20 protein-coding genes are annotated in these 20,666 nt (G+C 66.4%); 13 read left to right on the top strand and 7 right to left on the bottom strand.

Annotated elements, in window-relative coordinates:
* Positions 1–53 precede the first annotated feature (53 nt).
* The 4 genes from accD to argE all read right to left on the bottom strand — a co-directional run bounded on the left by accD (position 54) and on the right by argE (position 4,300).
* The gene (gene accD, locus AC6LJ9_RS26475; protein ID WP_212317839.1) at positions 54–932 is read right to left on the bottom strand and encodes an acetyl-CoA carboxylase, carboxyltransferase subunit beta; all 879 of its coding nucleotides are present in this window, start codon (positions 930–932) and stop codon (positions 54–56) included.
* Positions 933–967: 35 nt separating this feature from the next.
* A complete protein-coding gene (trpA, locus tag AC6LJ9_RS26480) occupies positions 968–1,828 on the bottom strand; it encodes a tryptophan synthase subunit alpha (RefSeq protein WP_498149853.1) in 861 nt (286 codons plus the stop codon).
* A gap of 4 nt (positions 1,829–1,832) precedes the next feature.
* Positions 1,833–3,032, bottom strand: coding sequence for a tryptophan synthase subunit beta (gene trpB / locus AC6LJ9_RS26485; protein WP_498149854.1), 1,200 nt, complete (start codon positions 3,030–3,032; stop codon positions 1,833–1,835).
* A 116-nt stretch (positions 3,033–3,148) separates the two neighbouring features.
* Positions 3,149–4,300 carry an acetylornithine deacetylase gene (gene argE / locus AC6LJ9_RS26490; RefSeq protein ID WP_498149855.1) on the bottom strand — a complete coding sequence of 384 codons (1,152 nt, stop codon included), beginning with the start codon at positions 4,298–4,300 and terminating at the stop codon, positions 3,149–3,151.
* A 137-nt stretch (positions 4,301–4,437) separates the two neighbouring features.
* On the opposite strand from argE, the gene AC6LJ9_RS26495 reads away from it, so the two are divergent.
* The gene (locus tag AC6LJ9_RS26495; RefSeq protein WP_498149856.1) at positions 4,438–5,751 is read left to right on the top strand and encodes an MFS transporter; all 1,314 of its coding nucleotides are present in this window, start codon (positions 4,438–4,440) and stop codon (positions 5,749–5,751) included.
* A gap of 65 nt (positions 5,752–5,816) precedes the next feature.
* On the opposite strand, the gene AC6LJ9_RS26500 is transcribed toward AC6LJ9_RS26495, so the two are convergent.
* Positions 5,817–8,105, bottom strand: coding sequence for a RelA/SpoT family protein (locus AC6LJ9_RS26500; RefSeq protein WP_498149857.1), 2,289 nt, complete (start codon positions 8,103–8,105; stop codon positions 5,817–5,819).
* 166 nt (positions 8,106–8,271) lie between these two features.
* Here AC6LJ9_RS26500 and AC6LJ9_RS26505 point away from each other — a divergent pair, with 166 nt between their 5' ends.
* Positions 8,272–9,105 carry a M90 family metallopeptidase gene (locus AC6LJ9_RS26505; protein ID WP_498149858.1) on the top strand — a complete coding sequence of 278 codons (834 nt, stop codon included), beginning with the start codon at positions 8,272–8,274 and terminating at the stop codon, positions 9,103–9,105.
* Positions 9,102–9,611, top strand: a complete 510-nt coding sequence (locus AC6LJ9_RS26510; RefSeq protein ID WP_498149859.1) for an NAD(P)H-dependent oxidoreductase — start codon at positions 9,102–9,104, stop codon at positions 9,609–9,611. The genes AC6LJ9_RS26505 and AC6LJ9_RS26510 overlap by 4 nt, the downstream gene beginning before the upstream one ends.
* A 107-nt stretch (positions 9,612–9,718) precedes the next feature.
* Here the strand turns inward: AC6LJ9_RS26510 and AC6LJ9_RS26515 are convergent, their stop codons facing one another.
* Both AC6LJ9_RS26515 and pncB read right to left on the bottom strand, forming a co-directional pair.
* Complete coding sequence (locus tag AC6LJ9_RS26515; protein ID WP_103273117.1) at positions 9,719–10,072, bottom strand: RidA family protein; 354 nt, start codon at positions 10,070–10,072, stop codon at positions 9,719–9,721.
* A 73-nt stretch (positions 10,073–10,145) separates the two neighbouring features.
* Positions 10,146–11,321: a nicotinate phosphoribosyltransferase gene (gene pncB, locus AC6LJ9_RS26520; protein WP_212317821.1), complete on the bottom strand. Its 1,176-nt coding sequence runs from the start codon at positions 11,319–11,321 to the stop codon at positions 10,146–10,148.
* Between the two features lie 171 nt (positions 11,322–11,492).
* Here pncB and fdxA point away from each other — a divergent pair, with 171 nt between their 5' ends.
* The 10 genes from fdxA to AC6LJ9_RS26570 all read left to right on the top strand — a co-directional run bounded on the left by fdxA (position 11,493) and on the right by AC6LJ9_RS26570 (position 20,607).
* Positions 11,493–11,816 (top strand): ferredoxin FdxA, encoded by a 324-nt coding sequence (gene fdxA, locus AC6LJ9_RS26525; protein ID WP_103273115.1) that lies wholly within the window; start codon positions 11,493–11,495, stop codon positions 11,814–11,816.
* Between the two features lie 49 nt (positions 11,817–11,865).
* Positions 11,866–12,666: a ferredoxin--NADP reductase gene (locus tag AC6LJ9_RS26530; protein ID WP_498149860.1), complete on the top strand. Its 801-nt coding sequence runs from the start codon at positions 11,866–11,868 to the stop codon at positions 12,664–12,666.
* Positions 12,667–12,883: 217 nt separating this feature from the next.
* A complete protein-coding gene (locus AC6LJ9_RS26535; protein ID WP_103273111.1) occupies positions 12,884–14,110 on the top strand; it encodes a polyhydroxyalkanoate depolymerase in 1,227 nt (408 codons plus the stop codon).
* A gap of 119 nt (positions 14,111–14,229) precedes the next feature.
* Positions 14,230–14,877, top strand: a complete 648-nt coding sequence (gene rsxB, locus AC6LJ9_RS26540; RefSeq protein WP_498149864.1) for an electron transport complex subunit RsxB — start codon at positions 14,230–14,232, stop codon at positions 14,875–14,877.
* Positions 14,874–15,509 carry an endonuclease III gene (nth, locus tag AC6LJ9_RS26545; protein ID WP_103273109.1) on the top strand — a complete coding sequence of 212 codons (636 nt, stop codon included), beginning with the start codon at positions 14,874–14,876 and terminating at the stop codon, positions 15,507–15,509. The genes rsxB and nth overlap by 4 nt, the downstream gene beginning before the upstream one ends.
* Positions 15,510–15,881: 372 nt before the next feature.
* Positions 15,882–16,655 (top strand): ABC transporter ATP-binding protein, encoded by a 774-nt coding sequence (locus AC6LJ9_RS26550; protein WP_498149861.1) that lies wholly within the window; start codon positions 15,882–15,884, stop codon positions 16,653–16,655.
* Positions 16,652–17,362 (top strand): ABC transporter ATP-binding protein, encoded by a 711-nt coding sequence (locus tag AC6LJ9_RS26555; protein WP_212317805.1) that lies wholly within the window; start codon positions 16,652–16,654, stop codon positions 17,360–17,362. The genes AC6LJ9_RS26550 and AC6LJ9_RS26555 overlap by 4 nt, the downstream gene beginning before the upstream one ends.
* Positions 17,363–17,427: 65 nt before the next feature.
* Positions 17,428–18,642 carry an ABC transporter substrate-binding protein gene (locus tag AC6LJ9_RS26560; protein WP_212317803.1) on the top strand — a complete coding sequence of 405 codons (1,215 nt, stop codon included), beginning with the start codon at positions 17,428–17,430 and terminating at the stop codon, positions 18,640–18,642.
* A gap of 97 nt (positions 18,643–18,739) precedes the next feature.
* The gene (locus AC6LJ9_RS26565) at positions 18,740–19,627 is read left to right on the top strand and encodes a branched-chain amino acid ABC transporter permease (protein WP_498149862.1); all 888 of its coding nucleotides are present in this window, start codon (positions 18,740–18,742) and stop codon (positions 19,625–19,627) included.
* Positions 19,624–20,607: a branched-chain amino acid ABC transporter permease gene (locus AC6LJ9_RS26570; RefSeq protein ID WP_498149863.1), complete on the top strand. Its 984-nt coding sequence runs from the start codon at positions 19,624–19,626 to the stop codon at positions 20,605–20,607. Before AC6LJ9_RS26565 ends, AC6LJ9_RS26570 begins: the two co-directional genes overlap by 4 nt.
* Positions 20,608–20,666 lie beyond the last annotated feature (59 nt).

A 20,666-nucleotide genomic window follows, 5' to 3' on the forward strand; every position in this document is an offset into this window, starting at 1 on the left:
GCGGCCCTCAGGCCGCCGGCTTTTTGCTGACGCAGATGCGGACGAATCCGCGCTCAGGCCGCCGCTACCACGTCGGCAGGCTGGTTGTTCAGCAGCGCCAACAGACGCGCGATTTCCTCGCGCAGCTGACGGCGGTCCACCACCATGTCGATGGCGCCCTTCTGCAGCAGGAACTCGGCGCGCTGGAAGCCTTCCGGCAGCTTTTCCCGCACGGTCTGCTCGATCACGCGCGGACCGGCGAAGCCGATCAGCGCCTTGGGCTCGGCGATCACCACGTCGCCCATGAAGGCGAAGCTGGCCGACACGCCGCCCATGGTGGGGTCGGTCAGCACGCTGATGAATGGCAGGCCGGCGGCCGACAACCGCGTCAGCATGGCGTTGGTCTTGGCCATCTGCATCAGCGACAGCAGGCTTTCCTGCATGCGCGCGCCGCCCGAGGCGGCCACGCAGATGAAGGCGGTCTTGTTGTCGAGCGCGGCCTGGGCGCCGCGCACGAAGCGCTCGCCCACCACCGACCCCATCGAGCCGCCCATGAATTCGAATTCGAAGCAGGCCACCGTCGCCGGCACGCCGCGGATCGAGCCGCCCATGACCACCAGCGCGTCGGTTTCACCGGTCTGCTTGGTCGCTTCCTGCAGGCGTTCGGGATACTTGCGGGTGTCCTTGAACTTCAGCGTGTCGACCGAGCGCGTGGTCTGGCCGATTTCGACGCGGCCTTCCATGTCCAGCAGCGAATCGATGCGGGCGCGGGAGCCGATGCGCATGTGATGGTCGCACTTGGGGCACACGTGCAGGTTGGCCGCCAGGTCTTCGCTGTACAGCACCGACTCGCACGAGGGGCATTTGACCCACAGGCCTTCGGGCACGCGGCGAGCGCCGCTGTCGCTGGTTTTATTGATGCGAGGAGGCAGGAGTTTTTCGATCCAGCTCATTGATGTTTCATCCCGTATGAGGTCGCGCCCGGCGTTCAGGCCGAGGCGTTTTCTCGTTTTACTTGATCCAGCGCTTGCCGGATGGTGCGCAGCCAGCCGCTGGCGGCGGCGACTGCGGCGTCGGTTTGCTGGGCGGCGGGGGCGTTGGCCACCGCCTGCTCCATGGTTTCGATCAGTTTGCTGCCGATGACCACCGCGTCGGCGGAACGCGCCACACGCTGGGCGCTTTCGGCGTCGCGGATGCCGAAGCCCACCCCCACCGGAATGGAGACGTGGCGGCGAATCAGCGCCAGGCGTTCAGCCACGTCCTGCGTGTTCAAGGATCCCGCGCCGGTCACGCCCTTGAGCGAGACATAGTAGACGTAACCACGAGCGACATTGGCGATGGCCTTGATGCGCGGCTCGGTCGAGGTCGGCGCCAGCAGGAAAATCGGCGCGATGCCGTGCTGGTCCAGCATGCCGGCGAACTCCACCACTTCCTCGGGCGGATAGTCCACCACCAGCACGCCGTCCACGCCGGCCGCTTCGGCACGGCGGGCGAATTCGGCCTGTCCCATGCGCTCGATGGGATTGGCGTACCCCATCAACACGACGGGCGTGGCCACATCGCGCTGGCGGAACTCGGCCACCAGCTCCAGCACGCGGGCCAGGCCCACGCCCTGCGCGATGGCGCGGTCGGCGGCGCGCTGGATCACCGGGCCGTCAGCCATGGGATCGGAAAACGGCACGCCCAGTTCGAGCACGTCGGCGCCGGCCTCGACCAGCGCGTGCATCAGCGGCACGGTGGCCGCGGGCGAGGGATCGCCGGCGGCGATGTAGGGGATCAGCGCCGAGGCGCGGCCGGAAGCGGCGGTGCGGGCGAAGGCGGCGGCGATGCGATCGTTGCGGGTCTTCATGGCGTCACAGCTCGATGCCGCCGCGTTCGGCGACGGTATGCATGTCCTTGTCGCCACGGCCCGACAGGTTGACCAGGATGACCTTGTCGCGCGGCAGCGACGGCGCCATCTTCACAGCCTGCGCGATGGCGTGCGAGGACTCCAGCGCCGGCATGATGCCCTCGATGCGGCAGCAGTCGTGGAAGGCCTTGAGCGCTTCCTCGTCCGAGATGCCGATGTACTCGGCCCGGCCGCTATCCTTGAGCCAGGCGTGCTCGGGACCAACGCCGGGATAGTCCAGGCCGGCCGAGACCGAATGCGTTTCCTGCACCTGGCCGTCGGCATCCTGCATGACGTAGGTGCGGTTGCCGTGCAGCACGCCCACGGTGCCAGCCGCCAGCGAAGCGGCGTGACGGCCCGTCTCCAGGCCCTCACCCGCCGCTTCGACGCCGATCAGGCGCACGTCTTCGTGGGGAATGTAGGGGTGGAAGATGCCCATGGCGTTGGAACCACCGCCCACCGCCGCGACCACGTAGTCGGGCTGGCGGCCGATGGCTTCAGGCATCTGGACCAGGCATTCGTTGCCGATCACGGTCTGGAAGTCCCGCACCATGCGCGGATAGGGGTCCGGCCCCGCCACCGTGCCGATGATGTAGAACGTGTTTTCGATATTGGTGACCCAGTCGCGCATGGCTTCGTTCAGCGCGTCCTTCAGGGTGCGCGAGCCGGAATTCACCGGCACCACCGTGGCGCCCAGCAGCTTCATGCGGTAGACGTTGGAAGCCTGCCGGCGCACGTCCTCGCTGCCCATGTAGACCACGCACTCCATGCCGTAGCGCGCCGCCACGGTGGCCGTGGCCACGCCGTGCTGACCGGCGCCGGTCTCGGCGATGACGCGGGGCTTGCCCATGCGCTTGGCCAGCAGCGCCTGGCCGATGCAGTTGTTGACCTTGTGCGCGCCGGTGTGGTTCAGGTCTTCGCGCTTGAACCAGATCTGGGCGCCGCCCAGCATGTCCGACCAGCGGCGGGCATGGTAGACCGGGCTGGGCCGGCCGACGAAATGCTTGAGCTCGTAGTTGAACTCTTCGATGAAGGCCGGATCGACGCGGCAATGGTCATAAGCGGCACGCAGCTCGTCGAGCGCGTGCATCAGCGTTTCCGCCACGAAAACGCCGCCATAGGGGCCGAAATGGCCCTTGGCATCCGGAAAATCGTAAGGTTTCACCAAGCTTCTCCCCCGGCGCGGCGACAGGCCAGTGCCCGTCCCCATCCGGTTTGCAACCCGTCATTTTACCTGAGCCGGGCCCAGGCGGGGCGGCATGGGCGCCGCCCCGGCGGCCGTCAGAGGGACTGGCCCAGGCGACGCAGGAAGGTTTCGCAGGACGCGAGCTGGTCCAGGGCCACGTACTCATTGGGCTTGTGGGCCTGTTCGATGTGGCCGGGACCGCAGACCACGGTGGGAATGCCGATGCCCTGGAACAGGCCGGCCTCGGTGCCATAGGCGACCTTGCGGGTGACGCGGTCCTCGGTCAGCGCGCGCACCAGCTGAGTGATGGCTGCCTGCTCGGAGGCTTCCAGCGCCGGGGCGGCCGCGCCGGTCTCGATCTCGATCCGGGCGCCGTCGAACTCGGCCTGCATGCGCGGCAGCAGCTCTTCGCGCACATAGCGCTCGACCTCGGCCTGGATGTCGTCGGGACGTATGCCGGGCAGGTTGCGGAATTCGTACGTGAACTCGCACAGTTCCGGAATCGTGTTCACCGCGATGCCGCCGCGAATCTTGTTGGTGGTCATGGTCGAGAACGGCACGTCGTAGAACTGGTCGTACGGGCCGTTGGCCTTGAAGCTGTCGGCCAGGTCGCGAATGCGGCAGATCAGGCGGGCGGCGTATTCGATGGCGTTGCAGCCGCGCGGGGTCAGCGACGAGTGCGCCGCCTTGCCGTGCACCTTGCAGCGGAACAGGTTGATGCCCTTGTGCGCCACCACCACCTGCATGCCGGTGGGCTCGCCCACCACGCAGCCCTCGGGGCGGATGCCGCGTTCGTGCAGGTCGGCCAGCATGTAGGGCGCGCCGGCGCAGCCGACTTCCTCGTCGTAGGAGAACGCCAGATGGATGGGTTTCTTGCGCGGCATGGCCAGGAATTCCGGCACCAGCGCCAGCGAACCGGCGATGAAGCCCTTCATGTCGCAGCTGCCGCGGCCATAGAGCAGGCCGTCCTTTTCGATCAGCTTGAACGGGTCCGAGCTCCAGTCCTGGCCGTCCACCGGCACCACGTCGGTGTGGCCCGACAGCACGATGCCGCCCTGCTGGTTGCCGTCCTGCGCGGGCAGCGTGGCGAACAGGTTCGCCTTGGTGCGTTCGGGATTGTGCGCCAGCCAGGCCTCCACGCCCTGGCCGCGCAGCCAGTCGCGGACGGTTTCGATCAGGGCGAGATTGGAATTGCGGCTGGTGGTGTCGAAGCCGACCAGCGTTTCCAGCCAGGTGCGCGCGTTCATGTGTCTGTTCTCTTGAGGTGTAAAAGAACAGAGTTTAAAGCCAGCGCGCGCCCACGTGCCGGACGCGGGCGGCGATCCTTAAAGAGTGAACGATCTAGAATACCGCCCGCAGTGCAATACACCCCCAAGGAGAAACCGTGCAGCACAAAGCAGTCCCCACGCGCAACATCGTGGCCGCAGTCATAGGCAATGCCCTCGAATGGTACGACTTCCTGGTGTTCGCGTTCATGACGCCGATCATCTCGAAGCTGTTCTTCCCCACCGACCCCAGCGTGCCCGGCAGCGAGCTGAACGCCATCCTGATGACCACCGCCATCTTCGGCGTCGGCTTCTTCATGCGGCCGGTCGGCGGCATCATCCTCGGCCTGTACGGCGACAAGAAGGGCCGCAAGGCCGCCATGGTGATGGTCACCTCGCTGATGGCCGTGTCCATCGCCCTGATCACGGTGGCCCCGACCTACCATGCGGCCGGCATCCTGGCCCCCATCTTCATCCTGATCGCACGCCTGCTGCAGGGCTTCTCGGCCGGCGGCGAGTTCGGCACGTCGACCGCCCTGCTGATCGAAATGGCGCCCAAGGGCCGACGCGGCTTCTACGGCTCCTGGCAGATGGCCGGCCAGATGCTGGCGCTGCTGATCGGCGCGGCCTGCGGCACGCTGATCACCGAATTCTTCACCCAGGAACAGATCGCCGCCTGGGCCTGGCGCCTGCCCTTCGCGTTCGGCCTGGTGATCGTGCCCATCGCCATCTATATCCGCCGCAACATCGACGAAACCGACGCCTTCAAGCAGATGAAGGAAGAGGACCGCCAGGCCGCCGCGCGCGGCATGGTCCAGCGCCTGAGCCTGGGCCAGATGCTGCTGACCCACACCCGCGAGACGCTGATCGGCGTGGGCCTGGTGGTCACGGCCACGGTGTCCATCTACATCACCTTCACGTATCTGGTGACCTATTCGACCCAGATCCTGAAGCTGCCGCTGAACCAGACCTTCCTGGTGCAGATGGTCGGCGCCGGGCTGATGGTGCTGCTGACGCCGTTCATGGGCGCCTGGTCCGACCGCGTCGGCCGCCGCCCGATCGTGATCGGCTCGCTGATCGGCTACCTGCTGGTGCTGTACCCGCTGTACGCATGGCTGACGGAGGCGCCGTCCATCTCGCGCCTGCTGACCGTGCAGGTGGTGGTGTGCTTCTTCGTGTCGGCCTTCTTCGGCGTGTTCAGCACGGTCATGGCCGAACTGTTCCCGGCGCGCGTGCGCTCGGTCGGCCTGTCGCTGGCCTATAACGTGGCGGTGATGATCTTCGGCGGCTTCGCCCAGTTCATCGTCACCTGGCTGATCAAGTCCACAGGCTCGCCCATGGCCCCGGCCTACTACGTCATGTTCGGCGTAGCGCTCGGCCTGGTGGCCTCGTTCTTCATGCGCGACCGCGCGCACGAAAGCCTGGACCACTAGGATCTGCCCGACGCCGCGCCCGCGGCGTCCTCCCGCCGTCCTTGCCGGGCGGCGGGACCGGCCGCTCAGCGCCTGACGGCCGACGACACGCCCTGGACCTCGGCCAGGGCATCCAGCGCGCGGGTCAGCGATTCGCCGCCGCGCACTTCCACCGTGAACACCATGTGCGCCAGCGACTGCCGGCTCTGCGTATTCACGCCCACCACGTTCAGGCGCAGCCGCGCGAACACTTCCGACAGGTCGCGCAACAGGCCGGAACGGTCGTGCGCACGCACGCTGATGTCCACCGGATAGAACGTGTCCGAGGTCTCGCCCCAGGCCACCTCGATGACGCGCTCGGGCTCGCGCTCGGCCAGCGCCAGGTAGCTGTGGCAATCGCGGCGATGGATGGACACGCCGCGGCCTCGGGTGACAAAGCCGGCGATGGCGTCCGGCGGCGCGGGACGGCAGCAGCGCGCCAGCTGCGTCAGCAACGAACCGACGCCCACCACCAGCACGCCGCTCTTGCCGCTTTTCTCGGCGCTCTCGGCGCTGGCGCCGCGCAGGGCCGCGGGTACGGGCTCGGCGGCCGGCGCGGGTTGCTGGAACAGCGCGTCGATCTGCCGCAGGCTGAATTCTTCCTTGGCCGCCGCCACATACAGGTCGTCGGCGCGGGCAAAGCCCAGGTTCTGGGCCAGTTGCTCCAGGTTGACGGCGGTCTTGCCCAGGCGCTGCAGTTCCTTTTCGACCAGCGCCTGCCCCTGCGTGATGCGCTGCTGCAGTTCGATGGCGTTGAACCACATGCGGACCTTGGAGCGGGCGCGCGGACTGGCCAGGAAGCCCAGCTGCGGGTTGAGCCAGTCGCGCGACGGACCGCCGGACTTGGCCGAGATGATCTCGACCGTCTGCCCCGTGGACAATCTGGTCTGCAGGGGCACCATCTGGCCATCGACGCGCGCGCCGCGGCAGCGATGCCCCAGGTCCGTGTGCAGGTGATAGGCGAAGTCCACCGGCGTGGCGCCGGCGGGCAGCTCGATCACGCGCGCCTGGGGCGTCATCACGTAGATGCGCTCATCGCTCTGTGCCGGTTCGGCGGCAGCATGACGCGCCTTGCCCGCGCCGCGCGTCGCCGGCTTGGCCGGTTCCGGCGCGGCCGGAGCCACCGGGGCCTGATCGCCGGCCTCGACCTCGCTGTTCCAGGCCAGCAGCTGGCGCATCCACGACAGCTGCCGGTCGTATTCGCTGGACGCGGAGACCTGCCCGCCCTTGGCGCCGGCCTCCTTGTAGCGCCAGTGCGCGGCCATGCCGTACTCGGCGAACTGGTGCATCTCGCGCGTGCGGATCTGCACCTCGAAGGGCCGGCCGTCGTGGTCGGCCACCACCGTATGCAGCGAGCGGTAGCCGTTGGGCTTGGGCCGCGAAATATAGTCGTCGAATTCCTCGGCGATGGGCGTCCACATCTCGTGCACCATGCCCAGTGCCGTATAGCAGTCGCGCACATCGTCGACGATGACGCGCAACGCGCGCAGGTCGTACATCTGGGCGAAGTCCAGGCGCTTGATGCGCATCTTGTTCCAGATGCTGTAGATATGCTTGGGCCGGCCGCTGACTTCGGCGTGCACGCCGCTGGCGGCCAGCGCCGATTGCAGGCGCTCGATGGCGCCGGCGATGAAGGCTTCGCGCTCGACCCGTTTCTCTTCCAGCAGGCGCGCGATCTGCTTGTAGCGGTCGGGCTCCAGGAAGCGAAACGCCAAGTCTTCCATTTCCCACTTGATCTGCCAGATGCCGAGCCGGTTGGCCAGCGGCGCGTACAGATCCAGGGTCTCGCGCGCGAACTCCACGGAACAGGGCGTCTTGCTTTCGGCGTGCCAGCGCAGCGTGCGCAGGCGCGAGGCCAGCCGCATCAGCACGATACGCAGGTCGGCGGCCATGGCCAGCAGCATCTTGCGCTGCATTTCCTTTTGCGAACCGCTCTCGGCGGCGGCGTCGCTGGCGTGCCGGGCCACCACGCCCAGTCGCAGCAGCGCCCGCGTGCCCTGCACCAGCCGCGCCACTTCCTGGCCAAACGCGGTGGCGACAGGATCGTTGCGCGGCGCCGGCGCGGGCGCGGTCAGGTCGGTGGGCAAGGCGGCCAGCAGGGCCGCCGCGCGGGTGGCGGCATCGGTGTGCATGCCCGCCAGGATGCGGACCACGCCCGCTCCGTGCGAAGCCAGCGACTCCCCGGTCAGGGCCTGCTGGCCCTCGAAGCGCGGCTCGGCCCAGGCCACGGCCTGGTCGATCAGCGCCAGGCCGTCGGCATCCAGGCCGTCTCCCGCCTCCTGCCGCCAGGAAGCGTCGAAAGGCGTAGGCGCGTCTGGAACGGGCGAGACTGACATGACGGGAAAGTGGGCGGATTACGGGGAACGATCAGAATATTTCGACACTCTACACTAGCGTCTGCCTGCACTGAAATGGCGCCCGGGACCGCGGCCCGGAAACCGGCGCCCCGGGCATATCGAAACAACCCAGACCCGAAAAACACACGCAAAGGAATCGACGCCCATGTTGCGCTGGCTCAAGGGCCGGGGCGCCCGCCCGTCCGCCGTGGCCGAAATGCAGGCCCGCATCTCACCCGAACTCTGGCGCCAGGTGCTGGAGGCCCATCCCTTCCTGGGCGCGCTGAACGAACAGGAAAGGGCGCAGCTGCTCGCGCGCTCGGCCTGGCTGCTGGCCAGCAAGTCGATCAACGGCGCGCAGGGCCTGGACGTCACGGACGCGATGCGCCTGTCGATCGCGGCGCAGGCCAGCCTGCCCATCCTGAACCTGACGCCCTCGCTCTACGAAGGCTGGGACGAGATCATCGTCTACCCCTCCGGCTTCCGCATCCCCCGCTCGCGCCAGGACGAGGACGGCGTGGTGCACGAATACATCGAGGACGCGGCCGGCGAGGCCTGGGACGGCGGCCCGGTGATCCTGTCCTGGGAAGACGCGCAGTTGTCGGACGGCGGCTTCAACGTGGTGATCCACGAATTCGCGCACAAGCTGGACCTGCAGGCCGGCGACGCCGACGGCATGCCCTCGCTGGCGGCGCATCCCGACATCGCGCCGCGCGCCTGGCGCCGCGTGCTGGACGACAGCCTGGACCGCTTCATCGCGGCGCTGGACGCGGTCGAGGCAGCCATCCCGCCCGACATGGATCCGGAAAGCGAGGAGGCCGACGCCTGGTATGGCCAACTGCCGATGGATCCCTATGCGGCGACCGACGAGGCCGAGTTCTTTGCCGTCAGCTCCGAGCATTTCTTCGTCGACCCCTGGCCCATGCGCGACGCGCTGCCCGAATGGTATGCCATGCTGCGCGCCTACTACCGGCAGGATCCGGCGGAGCGGCTGGCATGAAGCCGCTGCTCATCGTCTGGCATTCGCGCACCGGCGCCGCGCGGCAGATGGCCGAGGCGGCGGCCGACGGCGCCATGGCAGCCGCCGCCGAGCTGGCGCCCGAGGCCGGTTTCGCGGTCATGCTCAAGCGCGCCGCCGACGCCGGCGTGGACGATCTGCTGGCCAGCGGCGGTTTCCTGTTCTGCGCGCCCGAGAACCTGGCCAGCCTAAGCGGGGAAATGAAGGAATTCTTCGACCGCTGCTACTACGGCGCGCTGGACCTCATCCAGGGCCTGCCCTATGCCTGTGCCATCAGCGCGGGCAGCGACGGCGCGGGCGCGGCGCGGCAGACCGAACGCATCTGCACGGGCTGGCGCCTGCGCGCGGCGGCGCCGGCCCTGATCGTGAACCTGGGCGCGCAGACGCCGGCGCAGATCGCCGCCCCCAAGACCGTGCCGGCGGCCGATCTGGAGCGCTGCGCGGAACTGGGCGGACTGCTGGCCGGACTGATGCTGCTGGGCGGCTGAACCGGCCCGCATCCGCCTCGCCCGCAGGCAATTCCGGGAACATGCCCGAATGAAAAAGCCCACGCATCGCGTGGGCTATTCGCCTTGCTGGCCGAACCGATCAGCGATCAGGCGACGGCGGCGGTCACGACGATCTCGACCTTGTAGTCGGGATTGGCCAGACGGGCCTCGACGGTGGCGCGCGGGGGCGAGTTGCCGGCGGCGACCCAGGCGTCCCAGGCTTTGTTCATGCCGTCGAATTCCTTCATGTTGGCCACGTAGATCTGGGCCATCAGGATCTTGGTCTTGTCCGTGCCGGCCTCGGCCAGCAGACGGTCGATGGTCGCCAGCACTTGCGCGGTCTGGCCGGTGATGTCCAGAGTGGCGTCATCGGGCACCTGGCCAGCCAGGTAGGCGACGCCGTTGTACACGGCCATGTCCGACAGGCGCTTGTCGACGTGGAAGCGCTTGATGCTGCTCATGAATATTTCCCCTAATGTGCAAGTGGATGGGTGGAACAATGCGGTGGAACCGGCACTTTACCGCGTGCCGGTTTCAAGCGGGAGGCAGCTGGAAAACCTGGCGCAGATAGGCCAGGTAGGCGGGATCGTCGCACATGGTCTTCTCGGGCGCGTCGGACACCTTGGCCACCGGCTGGCCGTTGCAGCGGACCATCTTCATGACGATCTGCAGCGGTTCGTGGCCCAGGTCGTTGGTGAGGTTGGTGCCGATGCCGAACGACACCTTGCAGCGCCCGGCGAACTGGCGCGCCAGCTCGATCGCGCGCGGGAAGGTCAGCGAATCCGAGAACACCAGGGTCTTGGCGCGCGGATCGACGCGGTTCTTGCGGTAGTGCTCGAGCAGGCGCTCGCCCCAGATGAAGGGGTCGCCCGAATCATGGCGCGCGCCGTCGAAGAGCTTGCAGAAATACATGTCGAAGTCGCGCAGGAAGGCATCCATGCCATAGACATCGGACAGTGCGATGCCCAGGTCGCCGCGGTATTCCTTGGCCCAGACTTCCAGCGCGAACACCTGCGAATCGCGCAGTCGCGGCCCCAGCGCCTGGCAGGCCTGCAGGTACTCGTGGCCCATGGTGCCCAGCGGCAGCACCTCGTGCTGCTTGGCCAGCAGCACGTTGCTGGTGCCGGCGAAATGCGGCCCCATCTGCGCCTTCATGGTGGATACGACTTCCTCGTGCCAGACCTTGGAGAAGCGGCGGCGCGTGCCGTATTCGGCCACGCGGAAATCAGCCAGCGCCGGATCGTCCAGCACCAGGTGCATCTTGGACTGCAGCCGCTTGCGGCCTTCCTCCCAGTCGGGATTCTTGCGCGTGTTGCGGAAAAAGACCTCGTTGACGATGGCCAGCACCGGGATCTCGAAGAGGATGGTGTGCAGCCACGGGCCCTTGACCTCGATGCTGATCTCGCCGGGCGCGTCGCCCTCGGCGATGTGGATGCAGCGCTCGGGCATGTGGAACAGCCCGAGGAAATCAACGAAGTCACTCTTGATGAAACGCAAGCCGCGCAGATAATTTAATTCGTCTTCGGTGAAGCGCAGCTGGCACAGCTGGTGCACTTCCTCGCGGATTTCGTCCAGATACGGGTGCAGATCGACGCCCCGCGTGCGGCATTTGTAGCGGTACTCGACCTGGGCAGCGGGAAAATGATGCAAAACCACCTGCATCATGCTGAATTTGTACAGGTCGGTGTCGAGCAGCGAGGTAATTATCATGATTGCGCGTATCGTTTCGCCACACCATAGCATAGAGCGCAGGGCTCTCCCCCCTTTGCGCCACGATGTCAATACGGGTATTCGGGACGCGATGGCGCGGCATTGGTTAAAATCCGCCCGGCAATACCTATAAAGCCGAAACACACGCCGCCGATCCCGGAGTTCCTGAGAATGACCCACGTAGTCACCGAAAACTGTATCAAGTGCAAGTACACCGATTGCGTAGACGTGTGCCCGGTGGACTGTTTTCGTGAGGGTCCGAACTTCCTCGTGATCGACCCGGACGAGTGCATCGACTGCGCCGTCTGCATCCCCGAATGCCCGGCCAACGCCATCTACGCCGAAGAAGACGTGCCGCAGGACCAGCTGAATTTCATCGCGCTGAACGCCGAACTCTCGCCCGAGTTCGCCAGCATCAGCCGCGCCAAGAAGCCCCTGCCCGACGCCGACCAGTGGAACGGCGTGCAGGACAAGCTGCAATACCTGGAAAAGTAGTCCGCGCCTCGCGGCGCGCCAGTCCGGCCGTCCGCGTCGCGGTAACCCGATGACCGAAGACTCCAAATACACGCGCCAGACCGTCACCAGCGTCCACACCTGGGTGCCCGGCAAGCTGTTCTCGGTGCGCGTCACGCGCGATGACGCCTACGATTTCCAGCCCGGCCAGTTCGCCCGGGTCGGCCTGCCGGCGGCGGATGATTCCGACGGCCCGCCCACCCTGTGGCGCGCCTATTCGATGGTGTCGGCGCCCGGCCAGCCCTGGCTGGAGTTCTACTCCATCGTGGTCCCCGAAGGCCTGTTCAGCCCACGCATGGCCCGCCTGGTTCCCGGCGATGCGCTGTACGTGGAAAAAGCGCCCTATGGCTTCCTGACGCTGGAACGCTTCGCGCCCGGCGGCGACCTGTGGCTGCTGGCCTCGGGCACGGGGCTGTCGGCCTACCTGTCCATCCTGCGTGATCCCGCGGCCTGGAGCGCCTACCGCCGCATCGTCCTGGTGCACGGCGTGCGTACCGCCGAAGAGCTGGCCTATCGCGAGGAAATCGAAAGCCTCGCCCGCCGCCCGGACCTGGCCAGCCACTTCGCCGCCGACCCGCGCAAGCTCGTCTATCTGCCCATCGCCACCCGCGAAGCCTTGCCCGGCATGCCGCAAGAACGGCTGACCACCCTGATCGCCGACGGCCGCCTGGAGCAGCTCGCCGGCCAGGCGCTGGAGCCGGAAACCGCCAGGATCATGCTCTGCGGCAACCCGGCGATGCTGGCCGATGCCCGCAAGTTGCTGGGCGAGCGCGGCTTCAAGACGGGACGCCGCGGCATTCCCGGTAATCTGGCCGTGGAAAACTATTGGTGACGGAAAGGCGCCCGGCGACGCACTAGTGCGGAAATCATCCGTCTGGCATTGCGCCAGGACATAAAAGCCGCCCTAAACTGGTGCCGTGGATATGACGGGTCGTTTTTTCGCAACAGAATCAGGCCTTTCCGGCAAATTCTTTTAGATCAGTTCGAAATACACTTACTTCCCGGCGCAATAATCGGGACACACGCACGACCCAGAAGGACATCTCGAAATGCTGTACCAATTGCACGAAATGCAGCGCGCCTTCCTGACTCCGTTCGCTGCATTCACGGATGCCGGTTCCCAGCTGTTCTCCAGCCCCTACAGTCCCCTTGCCTATACCCCGATCTCGCGTCAGCTGGCCGCCGGCTATGAGCTGATGACCCGCATCGGCAAGGAATACCAGAAACCCGCCTGGGGCCTGCCCGCCACCGAGATCGACGGCAAGTCCGTCCGCATCACCGAGGCCGTGGCCCTGGACAAGCCCTTCTGTCGCCTGGTGCACTTCCACCGCGACGTGCGGCACGCCTCGCAGAAAGACCCGAAGGTCCTGCTGGTGGCGCCGCTGTCGGGCCACCACGCCACGCTGCTGCGCGACACCGTGCGCGCCCTGCTGCCCGCCCACGACGTCTACGTGACCGACTGGATCGACGCGCGCATGGTGCCGCTGTCGGCCGGCCCGTTCCACCTGAACGACTACGTGCGCTACGTGCAGGACTTCATCCGCCACCTGGGCCCGGACGTGCACGTCATTTCCGTGTGCCAGCCCACCGTGCCGGTGCTGGCCGCCGTGTCGCTGATGGCCTCGGCCAACGATCCCTGCCAGCCGCGCAGCATGGTGATGATGGGCGGCCCCATCGACCCGCGCCAGTCGCCCACGCAGGTCAATCGCCTGGCCACGACCAAGCCCTATTCGTGGTTCGAGAACCAGGTCATCCACCCCGTGCCGCCGCGCTATCCGGGATCGGGCCGCAAGGTCTATCCGGGCTTCCTGCAGCACGCCGGATTCATGGCCATGAATCCCGATCGCCACATGAAGTCGCACTACGACTTCTACCTGGACCTGCTGCGCGGCGACGACAGCGACGCCGAGGCGCACCGCCGCTTCTACGACGAATACAACGCCGTGCTGGACATGCCGGCCGAGTTCTACCTGGACACGATCCGCATGGTGTTCCAGGAAGTTCAGCTGCCCAACGGCACCTGGGAAGTCGACGGCAAGCTGGTGCGCCCGGCCGATATCAAGCAGGTCGCCCTCTTCACCATCGAGGGCGAGCTGGACGACATCTCGGGCCAGGGCCAGACGCGCGCGGCGATCAAGCTGTGCAAGAACATCCCGGCCGACCGCAAGCAGCACTACACCGCGCCGAACTGCGGCCACTACGGGATTTTCTCGGGCCGCCGCTGGCGCGAGATGATCTGTCCTAAAATCGCCGAATTCATCCGGCAATCGGCCTGAGGCGCGGCACCCGCCGCGATCGCGCGCGGGCCGGACGAGGCGCAGTCCTCTTCCCCCGCCGCCTTCCAGCCGTACCGTAAGTCCACGGGGCCCGCGCGGCCCCTTTTGTTTTCTACCGAATCGCCATGTCCTGTCCCCCGCTCGCCGACCGCATCGACGCGCTATTGCCGCAGACGCAATGCACCAAGTGCGGCCATGACGGCTGCCGGCCCTACGCCGACGCCATCGCCGCCGGCGAAACCCCCATCAACCGCTGCCCGCCCGGCGGCGACGAAGGCATCGCCGCGCTGGCCGCGCTGCTGGAGCAACCCATCCTGCCGCTGGACCTGACGCGCGGCCGTCCCGGCCCGCTGCTGGTGGCGCGCATCGACGAGGCGCATTGCATCGGCTGCACGCTCTGCATCCAGGCCTGTCCGGTGGACGCAATCATCGGCGCCAACAAGCGCATGCACACGGTGCTGGCCGACTGGTGCACCGGCTGCGACCTGTGCGTGGCGCCCTGTCCGGTCGATTGCATCGACATGGTGCCGGCAGGACGCGGCTGGACCGCCGAGGACGCCGACATCAGCCGCCTGCGCCATCGCGGCCGCCAGTCGCGCCTGGCGCGTCTGGCGGCGGACAACGCGCGCCTGATGGCCGCCGAGATCCCTGATGCCCCCGCGCCGCGCGACACCGCCGCGGCCGAACAGGACGAAGACCGCAAACGCTCCGCCATCGAATCCGCGCTGGCCCGCGCCCGGGCCCGCCGCAACGCCCCGCGCCCATGAACGCCGCCAAACGCCGAGAGATCTTCGCCCGCCTGCAGGCGGCCAATCCGAACCCGACCACCGAGCTGGAATACGATACGCCATTCCAGCTGCTGATCGCCGTGCTGCTGTCGGCCCAGGCGACGGACAAGTCGGTCAACATCGCCACGCGCAAGTTCTTCCCGGAGCACGGCACGCCCGCGGCGATGCTGGCGCTGGGCGAGGAAGGCCTGGCCGACTACATCAAGACCATCGGCCTGTTCCGCACCAAGGCCAAGAACGCCATCGCCACCTGCCGCATCCTGCTCGAGCAGCATGGCGGCGAAGTGCCGCGCACGCGCGAAGAACTCGAAGCGCTGCCCGGCGTGGGCCGCAAGACCGCCAACGTGGTGCTCAACACCGCATTCGGCGAACACACCATGGCGGTGGATACGCATATATTCCGCGTGTCCAATCGCACCGGTATCGCGCCCGGGAAAAACGTGCTGGAAGTCGAGAGGAAACTCGAGAAGTTCGTGCCGGCCGAATATATGCTCAACGCCCACCACTGGCTGATTCTGCTCGGCCGCTATGTGTGCGTGGCGCGCAAGCCGAAATGCCCGCAATGCGGCATTTCAGACCTGTGCGAATACAAGCCGAAAACGCCCGCTTGATAAGCCGCCGGCATTAACCGGCGCTCGTCCAGGCCGTTTCCGGCCGCCCCGGTTCAGTTCTCGAACCGGGTTTTCCCTGGCTCGGCATATTTGTCAGTTTGATGACGATCAAGACAGATTTGTTGCGATGCGCTACGCGCGTTTGCCGTGTTTTCGCCCTTTAGAAATCGCGCATTGTCAGCTACCTGACAATTCAGCTTTCCGCACTGCAAAACCTATGAAAAACCCTCATGGAATTTTGAGAAATAGGTGCGCATACTCGCCGCAACTCTCGAGAAAACGTTGAATTTACACGCGGCTTTCTCGGCCCTGCGGGGCTCCGGCGCAACGCGGCGGATGGCACTCTTATAAATACAACGCTGGTGCAGCGACATGGACGACACGATCCTGGAGACAAAAGGCCTCACCAAGGAGTTCCGCGGCTTCGTCGCGGTCAATGGGGTCGATTTGCGTATCAAGCGGGGCGAGATTCATGCCTTGATCGGGCCGAACGGCGCGGGCAAGACCACATGCTTCAATCTGCTGACGAAGTTCCTTTCCCCCACGTCGGGAACCATCAAGTTCAACGGCGTCGACATCACCGGCGAACGTCCTGCGCAGATCGCGCGGCGCGGCGTGATCCGCTCGTTCCAGATCTCGGCGGTGTTTCCGCACCTGACCGTATTGGAGAACGTGCGCATCGGCCTGCAGCGCAAGACCGGCCTGTCGTTCCACTTCTGGCGCAGCGACAAGCAGCTGGCCTCGCTGAACGCGCCGGCGCGCGAGTTGCTCGAACAGGTGGACCTGGGCGCCTTCGCCGATGAAACCACGGTGAACCTGCCCTACGGCCGCAAGCGCGCGCTGGAAATCGCCACCACGCTGGCGATGGAGCCCGAGATGATGCTGCTGGACGAACCCACCCAGGGCATGGGCCACGAGGACGTGGACCGCGTCACCCAGCTGATCAAGCGCGTCAGCGCGGGCCGCACCATCCTGATGGTCGAACACAACATGAACGTGGTGTCGTCGATCGCCGACACCATCACCGTGCTGGCGCGCGGATCGGTGCTGGCGGAAGGCTCGTATGCCGAAGTCTCCCGCCATCCCGCCGTGATGCAAGCCTACATGGGCACCACCGAAGGCGAATTGCAAGGAGCACATGCATGAGCACCCCGGCACTCGAAATTTCGGGCCTGCAGGCCTGGTACGGGGAATCGCATATCCTGCACGGCGTGGATATGCGCGTGGGACAGGGCGAGGTCGTTACGCTGCTCGGACGCAACGGCGCCGGACGCACCACCACGCTGCGGGCCATCCTCGGCCTGACCGGCTCGCGCAAGGGCTCGGTCCGCATCCACGGCACCGAGGCCATCGACCTGCCCACCTACAAGATCGCCCACCTGGGCGTGGGCTACTGCCCCGAGGAACGCGGCATCTTCGCCAGCCTGTCCTGCGAGGAAAACCTGCTGCTGCCCCCGGTGGTCGGTTCGCTGGGCGGCGGCATGTCGCTGGCCGAGATCTACGACATGTTCCCCAACCTGCTGGAACGCCGGCACTCGCCGGGTACCCGCCTGTCGGGCGGCGAACAGCAGATGCTGGCGGTGGCGCGCATCCTGCGCACCGGCGCCAACCTGCTGTTGCTGGACGAGATCTCCGAAGGCCTGGCGCCGGTCATCGTGCAGGCCCTGGCCCGCATGATCACGGCGCTGAAGCAGCGCGGCTATACCATCGTGATGGTGGAACAGAACTTCCGCTTCGCCGCGCCGCTGGCCGACCGCTTCTACGTCATGGAACACGGCCAGATCGTCGAGCACTTCGAAGCCGCGGAACTCGCAGAAAAACAGGACACGCTCAACGAACTGCTGGGCGTCTAGAACAAACCAGCCTGTCTACGCCGGAATCGCCGGCACCACACACCGAAGGGAAGAGGAGTCATCCCATGAAGCTGCACACCATCACTGCCGCACTGGCCGCTGCCGGCCTGGGATTTGCCGGGGCCACCGCCCAGGCGCAAGGCATCTCGGACGACGTCATCCGCGTCGGCTTCATCACCGACATGTCCGGCGTGTATTCGGACATCGACGGCAAGGGCGGCCTGGAGGCCGTGCGCATGGCGATCGAAGACGCCGGCGGCTCGATCAACGGCAAGAAGATCGAGGTCGTCTCGGCCGACCACCAGAACAAGGCCGACGTGGCCTCGGCGCGCGTGCGCGAGTGGTTCGACGAGCAGAAGGTGGACGTGATCATCGCCGGCACCAACTCGTCGACCAGCCTGGCCATGGCCGGCGTGGCCGCCGAGAAGAAAAAGCCCTTCATCGCCATCGGCGCGGGCGCCTCGGACCTGACCAATGCCCAGTGCTCGCCCTACACCGTGCACTACGCCTACGACACCGTGGCGCTGGCGCGCGGCACCGGCTCGGCGGTGGTGAAGGACGGCGGCAAGAGCTGGTTCTTCCTGACGGCCGACTATGCCTTCGGCCACGCGCTGGAACGCGACACGATGGCCGTGGTCAAGGCCGTGGGCGGCGATGTGAAGGGCCAGGTGCGCGCGCCGCTGGGCTCGTCGGACTTCTCTTCCTTCCTGCTGCAGGCCCAGGCCTCCAAGGCTCAGATCCTGGGTCTGGCCAACGCGGGCGGCGACTTCATCAACTCGGTCAAGGCCGCCAATGAATTCGGCGTGACCAAGACCATGAAGATGGCCGGCCTGCTGGTGTTCATCAACGACGTGCACTCGCTGGGCCTGCAGGCCACGCAGGGCATGTACCTGACCGACGGCTGGTACTGGGACCAATCCGACGCCTCGCGCGCCTGGTCCAAGAAGTTCGAAGCCAAGGTCGGCCGCAAGCCGTCCATGCTGCAGGCGGGCGACTACTCCGCCCTGACCTTCTACCTGAACGCGGTCAAGGCCACCGGCTCGGACGACGGCGATACCGTGATGAAGTGGATGAAGTCGAACAAGATCAACGACTTCTTCGCCCAGGGCGGCTATGTGCGCGAAGACGGCCGCATGATCCACGACATGTACCTGATGCAGGTGAAGACGCCCGCCGAGTCCAAGGCGCCTTGGGACTACTACAAGGTCGTGGCCACGCTGCCCGGCGACGAGGTCTATACCAAGCTGTCCGAATCGACCTGCAAGCTGGTCAAGAAGTAGCCCCTGTTCAACGCCCTCATGAGGCGACCTGGCCCATCCGGCCGGGTCGCTTCTTGGATTTGCTCGCCTCCATCTGTACGCGCAGGACTTTCACAAGATGACTGACATTTTCGGCATCCCCATACAGGCCTTATTCGGCCAGCTATTGCTGGGCCTGGTCAATGGATCCTTCTATGCCATGCTCTCGCTCGGCCTGGCCGTTATCTTCGGGCTGCTGAACGTCATCAACTTCGCGCACGGCGCGCTCTACATGCTGGGCGCCTTCGTCGCCTGGATGGGCCTGTCGTACCTGGGGTTGAACTACTGGATCATGCTGCTGCTGGCGCCGCTGGTGGTCGGCCTGTTCGGCATCATCATCGAAAAACTGCTGCTCAAGCACCTGTACAAGCTCGACCACCTGTACGGCCTGCTGCTGACCTTCGGCCTGACCCTGCTCATCGAAGGCCTGTTCCGCAGCTTCTACGGCGTGTCGGGCCAGCCCTACCCGACGCCTGACGCCCTGCGCGGCGCCACCAACCTCGGCTTCATGATCCTGCCCAACTATCGCGGCTGGGTGGTGGCGGCCTCGCTGGTGGTGTGCCTGGCGACCTGGTTCGTGATCGAACGCACCCGCCTGGGCGCGCTGCTGCGCGCCGGCACAGAGAACCCGCGCCTGGTCGAGGCCTTCGGCGTGAACGTGCCGCGCATGATCACGCTGACCTACGGCTTCGGCGTGGCGCTGGCGGGCTTCGCCGGTGTGCTGGCCGCGCCGGTCCTGCAGATTTCCCCGCTGATGGGCTCGAACCTGATCATCGTCGTGTTCGCGGTGGTGGTGATCGGCGGCATGGGCTCCATCATGGGCGCCATCGTCACCGGCCTGGGCCTGGGCGTGGTGGAAGGCCTGACCAAGGTGTTCTGGCCCGAGGCGTCCAGCACGGTCGTCTTCATCATCATGGCCATCGTTCTGTTGATCCGCCCGGCCGGGCTGTTCGGAAAAGAAAAATGAATCGTCAATTCCTGGGCTATGCGGCGCTGGCCATCGTGGTGGCCATACTTCCCTTCGTCGGCGTGTATCCGATCTTCGCCATGAAGGTCATGTGCTATGCGCTCTTCGCCTGCGCGTTCAACCTGCTGCTGGGCTTCACCGGCCTCTTGTCCTTCGGCCACGCGGCCTTCCTGGGCAGCGCCGCCTATGCGGCCGGCCATGCGCTCAAGGTGTGGGGCCTGCCCACCGAGCTGGGCCTGTTGTTCGGCGTGGGCGTGGCCGCCCTGCTGGGCCTGGCGATGGGCGCGCTGGCCATCCGTCGCAGCGGCATCTATTTCGCCATGATCACGCTGGCGCTGGCGCAGATGGTGTTCTTCTTCTTCCTGCAGGCCAAGTTCACCGGTGGCGAGGACGGCCTGCAAAGCGTGCCGCGCGGCACCCTGCTGGGCATGCTGGACCTGTCCAAGGACCTGAACCTGTACTACGTGGTGATGGGCGTCTTCATCATCGGCTTCTACATCATCTGGCGCACGGTGCACTCGCCCTTCGGCCAGGTGCTGCAGGCGCTGCGCGAGAACGAGCCGCGCGCGGTCTCGCTGGGCTACGACGTGGACCGCTTCAAGCTGCTGGCCTTCGTGCTGTCGGCCGCCATCGCCGGCCTGGCCGGCGCCACCAAGACGCTGGTGTTCGTGTCGGCGACGCTGTCCGACGCGACCTGGCAGATGTCGGGCCTGGTCATCCTGATGACGCTGATCGGCGGGCTGGGCACGCTGACCGGCCCGATCCTGGGCGCCTTCATCGTCGTGCTGCTGGAGAACAAGGTCGGCGACTTCGGCCAGGCCCTGGCCAAGCTGACCGGCGTGGACTGGTTCCTGCGACTGGGCGAGTCGGTCACCATCGTGATCGGCCTGATCTTCGTGATCTGCGTACTGGCTTTCCGTCGCGGCATCGTGGGCGAGCTGGCGGCGTTTGCGGAACGCCGCCGCGCCGCGCGCGCCTGACCCCGTCCGTCGTTTCGTCCAGAAAACCGGGGCCGCGAATCGCGGCCCCGGTTTTTTTG

The sequence above is a fragment of the Achromobacter sp. 1011811831 genome (assembly GCF_059760905.1).

Excerpts from the sequence above, each read along its gene's own strand:
- accD (WP_212317839.1), bottom strand. The coding sequence starts at position 932 with ATGAGCTGGATCGAAAAACTCCTGCCTCCTCGCATCAATAAAACCAGC.
- trpA (WP_498149853.1), bottom strand. The coding sequence starts at position 1,828 with ATGAAGACCCGCAACGATCGCATCGCCGCCGCCTTCGCCCGCACCGCC.
- argE (WP_498149855.1), bottom strand. The coding sequence starts at position 4,300 with ATGAACGCGCGCACCTGGCTGGAAACGCTGGTCGGCTTCGACACCACC.
- AC6LJ9_RS26500 (WP_498149857.1), bottom strand. The coding sequence starts at position 8,105 with ATGTCAGTCTCGCCCGTTCCAGACGCGCCTACGCCTTTCGACGCTTCC.
- AC6LJ9_RS26505 (WP_498149858.1), top strand. The coding sequence starts at position 8,272 with ATGTTGCGCTGGCTCAAGGGCCGGGGCGCCCGCCCGTCCGCCGTGGCC.
- AC6LJ9_RS26510 (WP_498149859.1), top strand. The coding sequence starts at position 9,102 with ATGAAGCCGCTGCTCATCGTCTGGCATTCGCGCACCGGCGCCGCGCGG.
- AC6LJ9_RS26515 (WP_103273117.1), bottom strand. The coding sequence starts at position 10,072 with ATGAGCAGCATCAAGCGCTTCCACGTCGACAAGCGCCTGTCGGACATG.
- pncB (WP_212317821.1), bottom strand. The coding sequence starts at position 11,321 with ATGATAATTACCTCGCTGCTCGACACCGACCTGTACAAATTCAGCATG.
- fdxA (WP_103273115.1), top strand. The coding sequence starts at position 11,493 with ATGACCCACGTAGTCACCGAAAACTGTATCAAGTGCAAGTACACCGAT.
- AC6LJ9_RS26530 (WP_498149860.1), top strand. The coding sequence starts at position 11,866 with ATGACCGAAGACTCCAAATACACGCGCCAGACCGTCACCAGCGTCCAC.
- AC6LJ9_RS26535 (WP_103273111.1), top strand. The coding sequence starts at position 12,884 with ATGCTGTACCAATTGCACGAAATGCAGCGCGCCTTCCTGACTCCGTTC.
- nth (WP_103273109.1), top strand. The coding sequence starts at position 14,874 with ATGAACGCCGCCAAACGCCGAGAGATCTTCGCCCGCCTGCAGGCGGCC.
- AC6LJ9_RS26550 (WP_498149861.1), top strand. The coding sequence starts at position 15,882 with ATGGACGACACGATCCTGGAGACAAAAGGCCTCACCAAGGAGTTCCGC.
- AC6LJ9_RS26555 (WP_212317805.1), top strand. The coding sequence starts at position 16,652 with ATGAGCACCCCGGCACTCGAAATTTCGGGCCTGCAGGCCTGGTACGGG.
- AC6LJ9_RS26560 (WP_212317803.1), top strand. The coding sequence starts at position 17,428 with ATGAAGCTGCACACCATCACTGCCGCACTGGCCGCTGCCGGCCTGGGA.
- AC6LJ9_RS26565 (WP_498149862.1), top strand. The coding sequence starts at position 18,740 with ATGACTGACATTTTCGGCATCCCCATACAGGCCTTATTCGGCCAGCTA.
- AC6LJ9_RS26570 (WP_498149863.1), top strand. The coding sequence starts at position 19,624 with ATGAATCGTCAATTCCTGGGCTATGCGGCGCTGGCCATCGTGGTGGCC.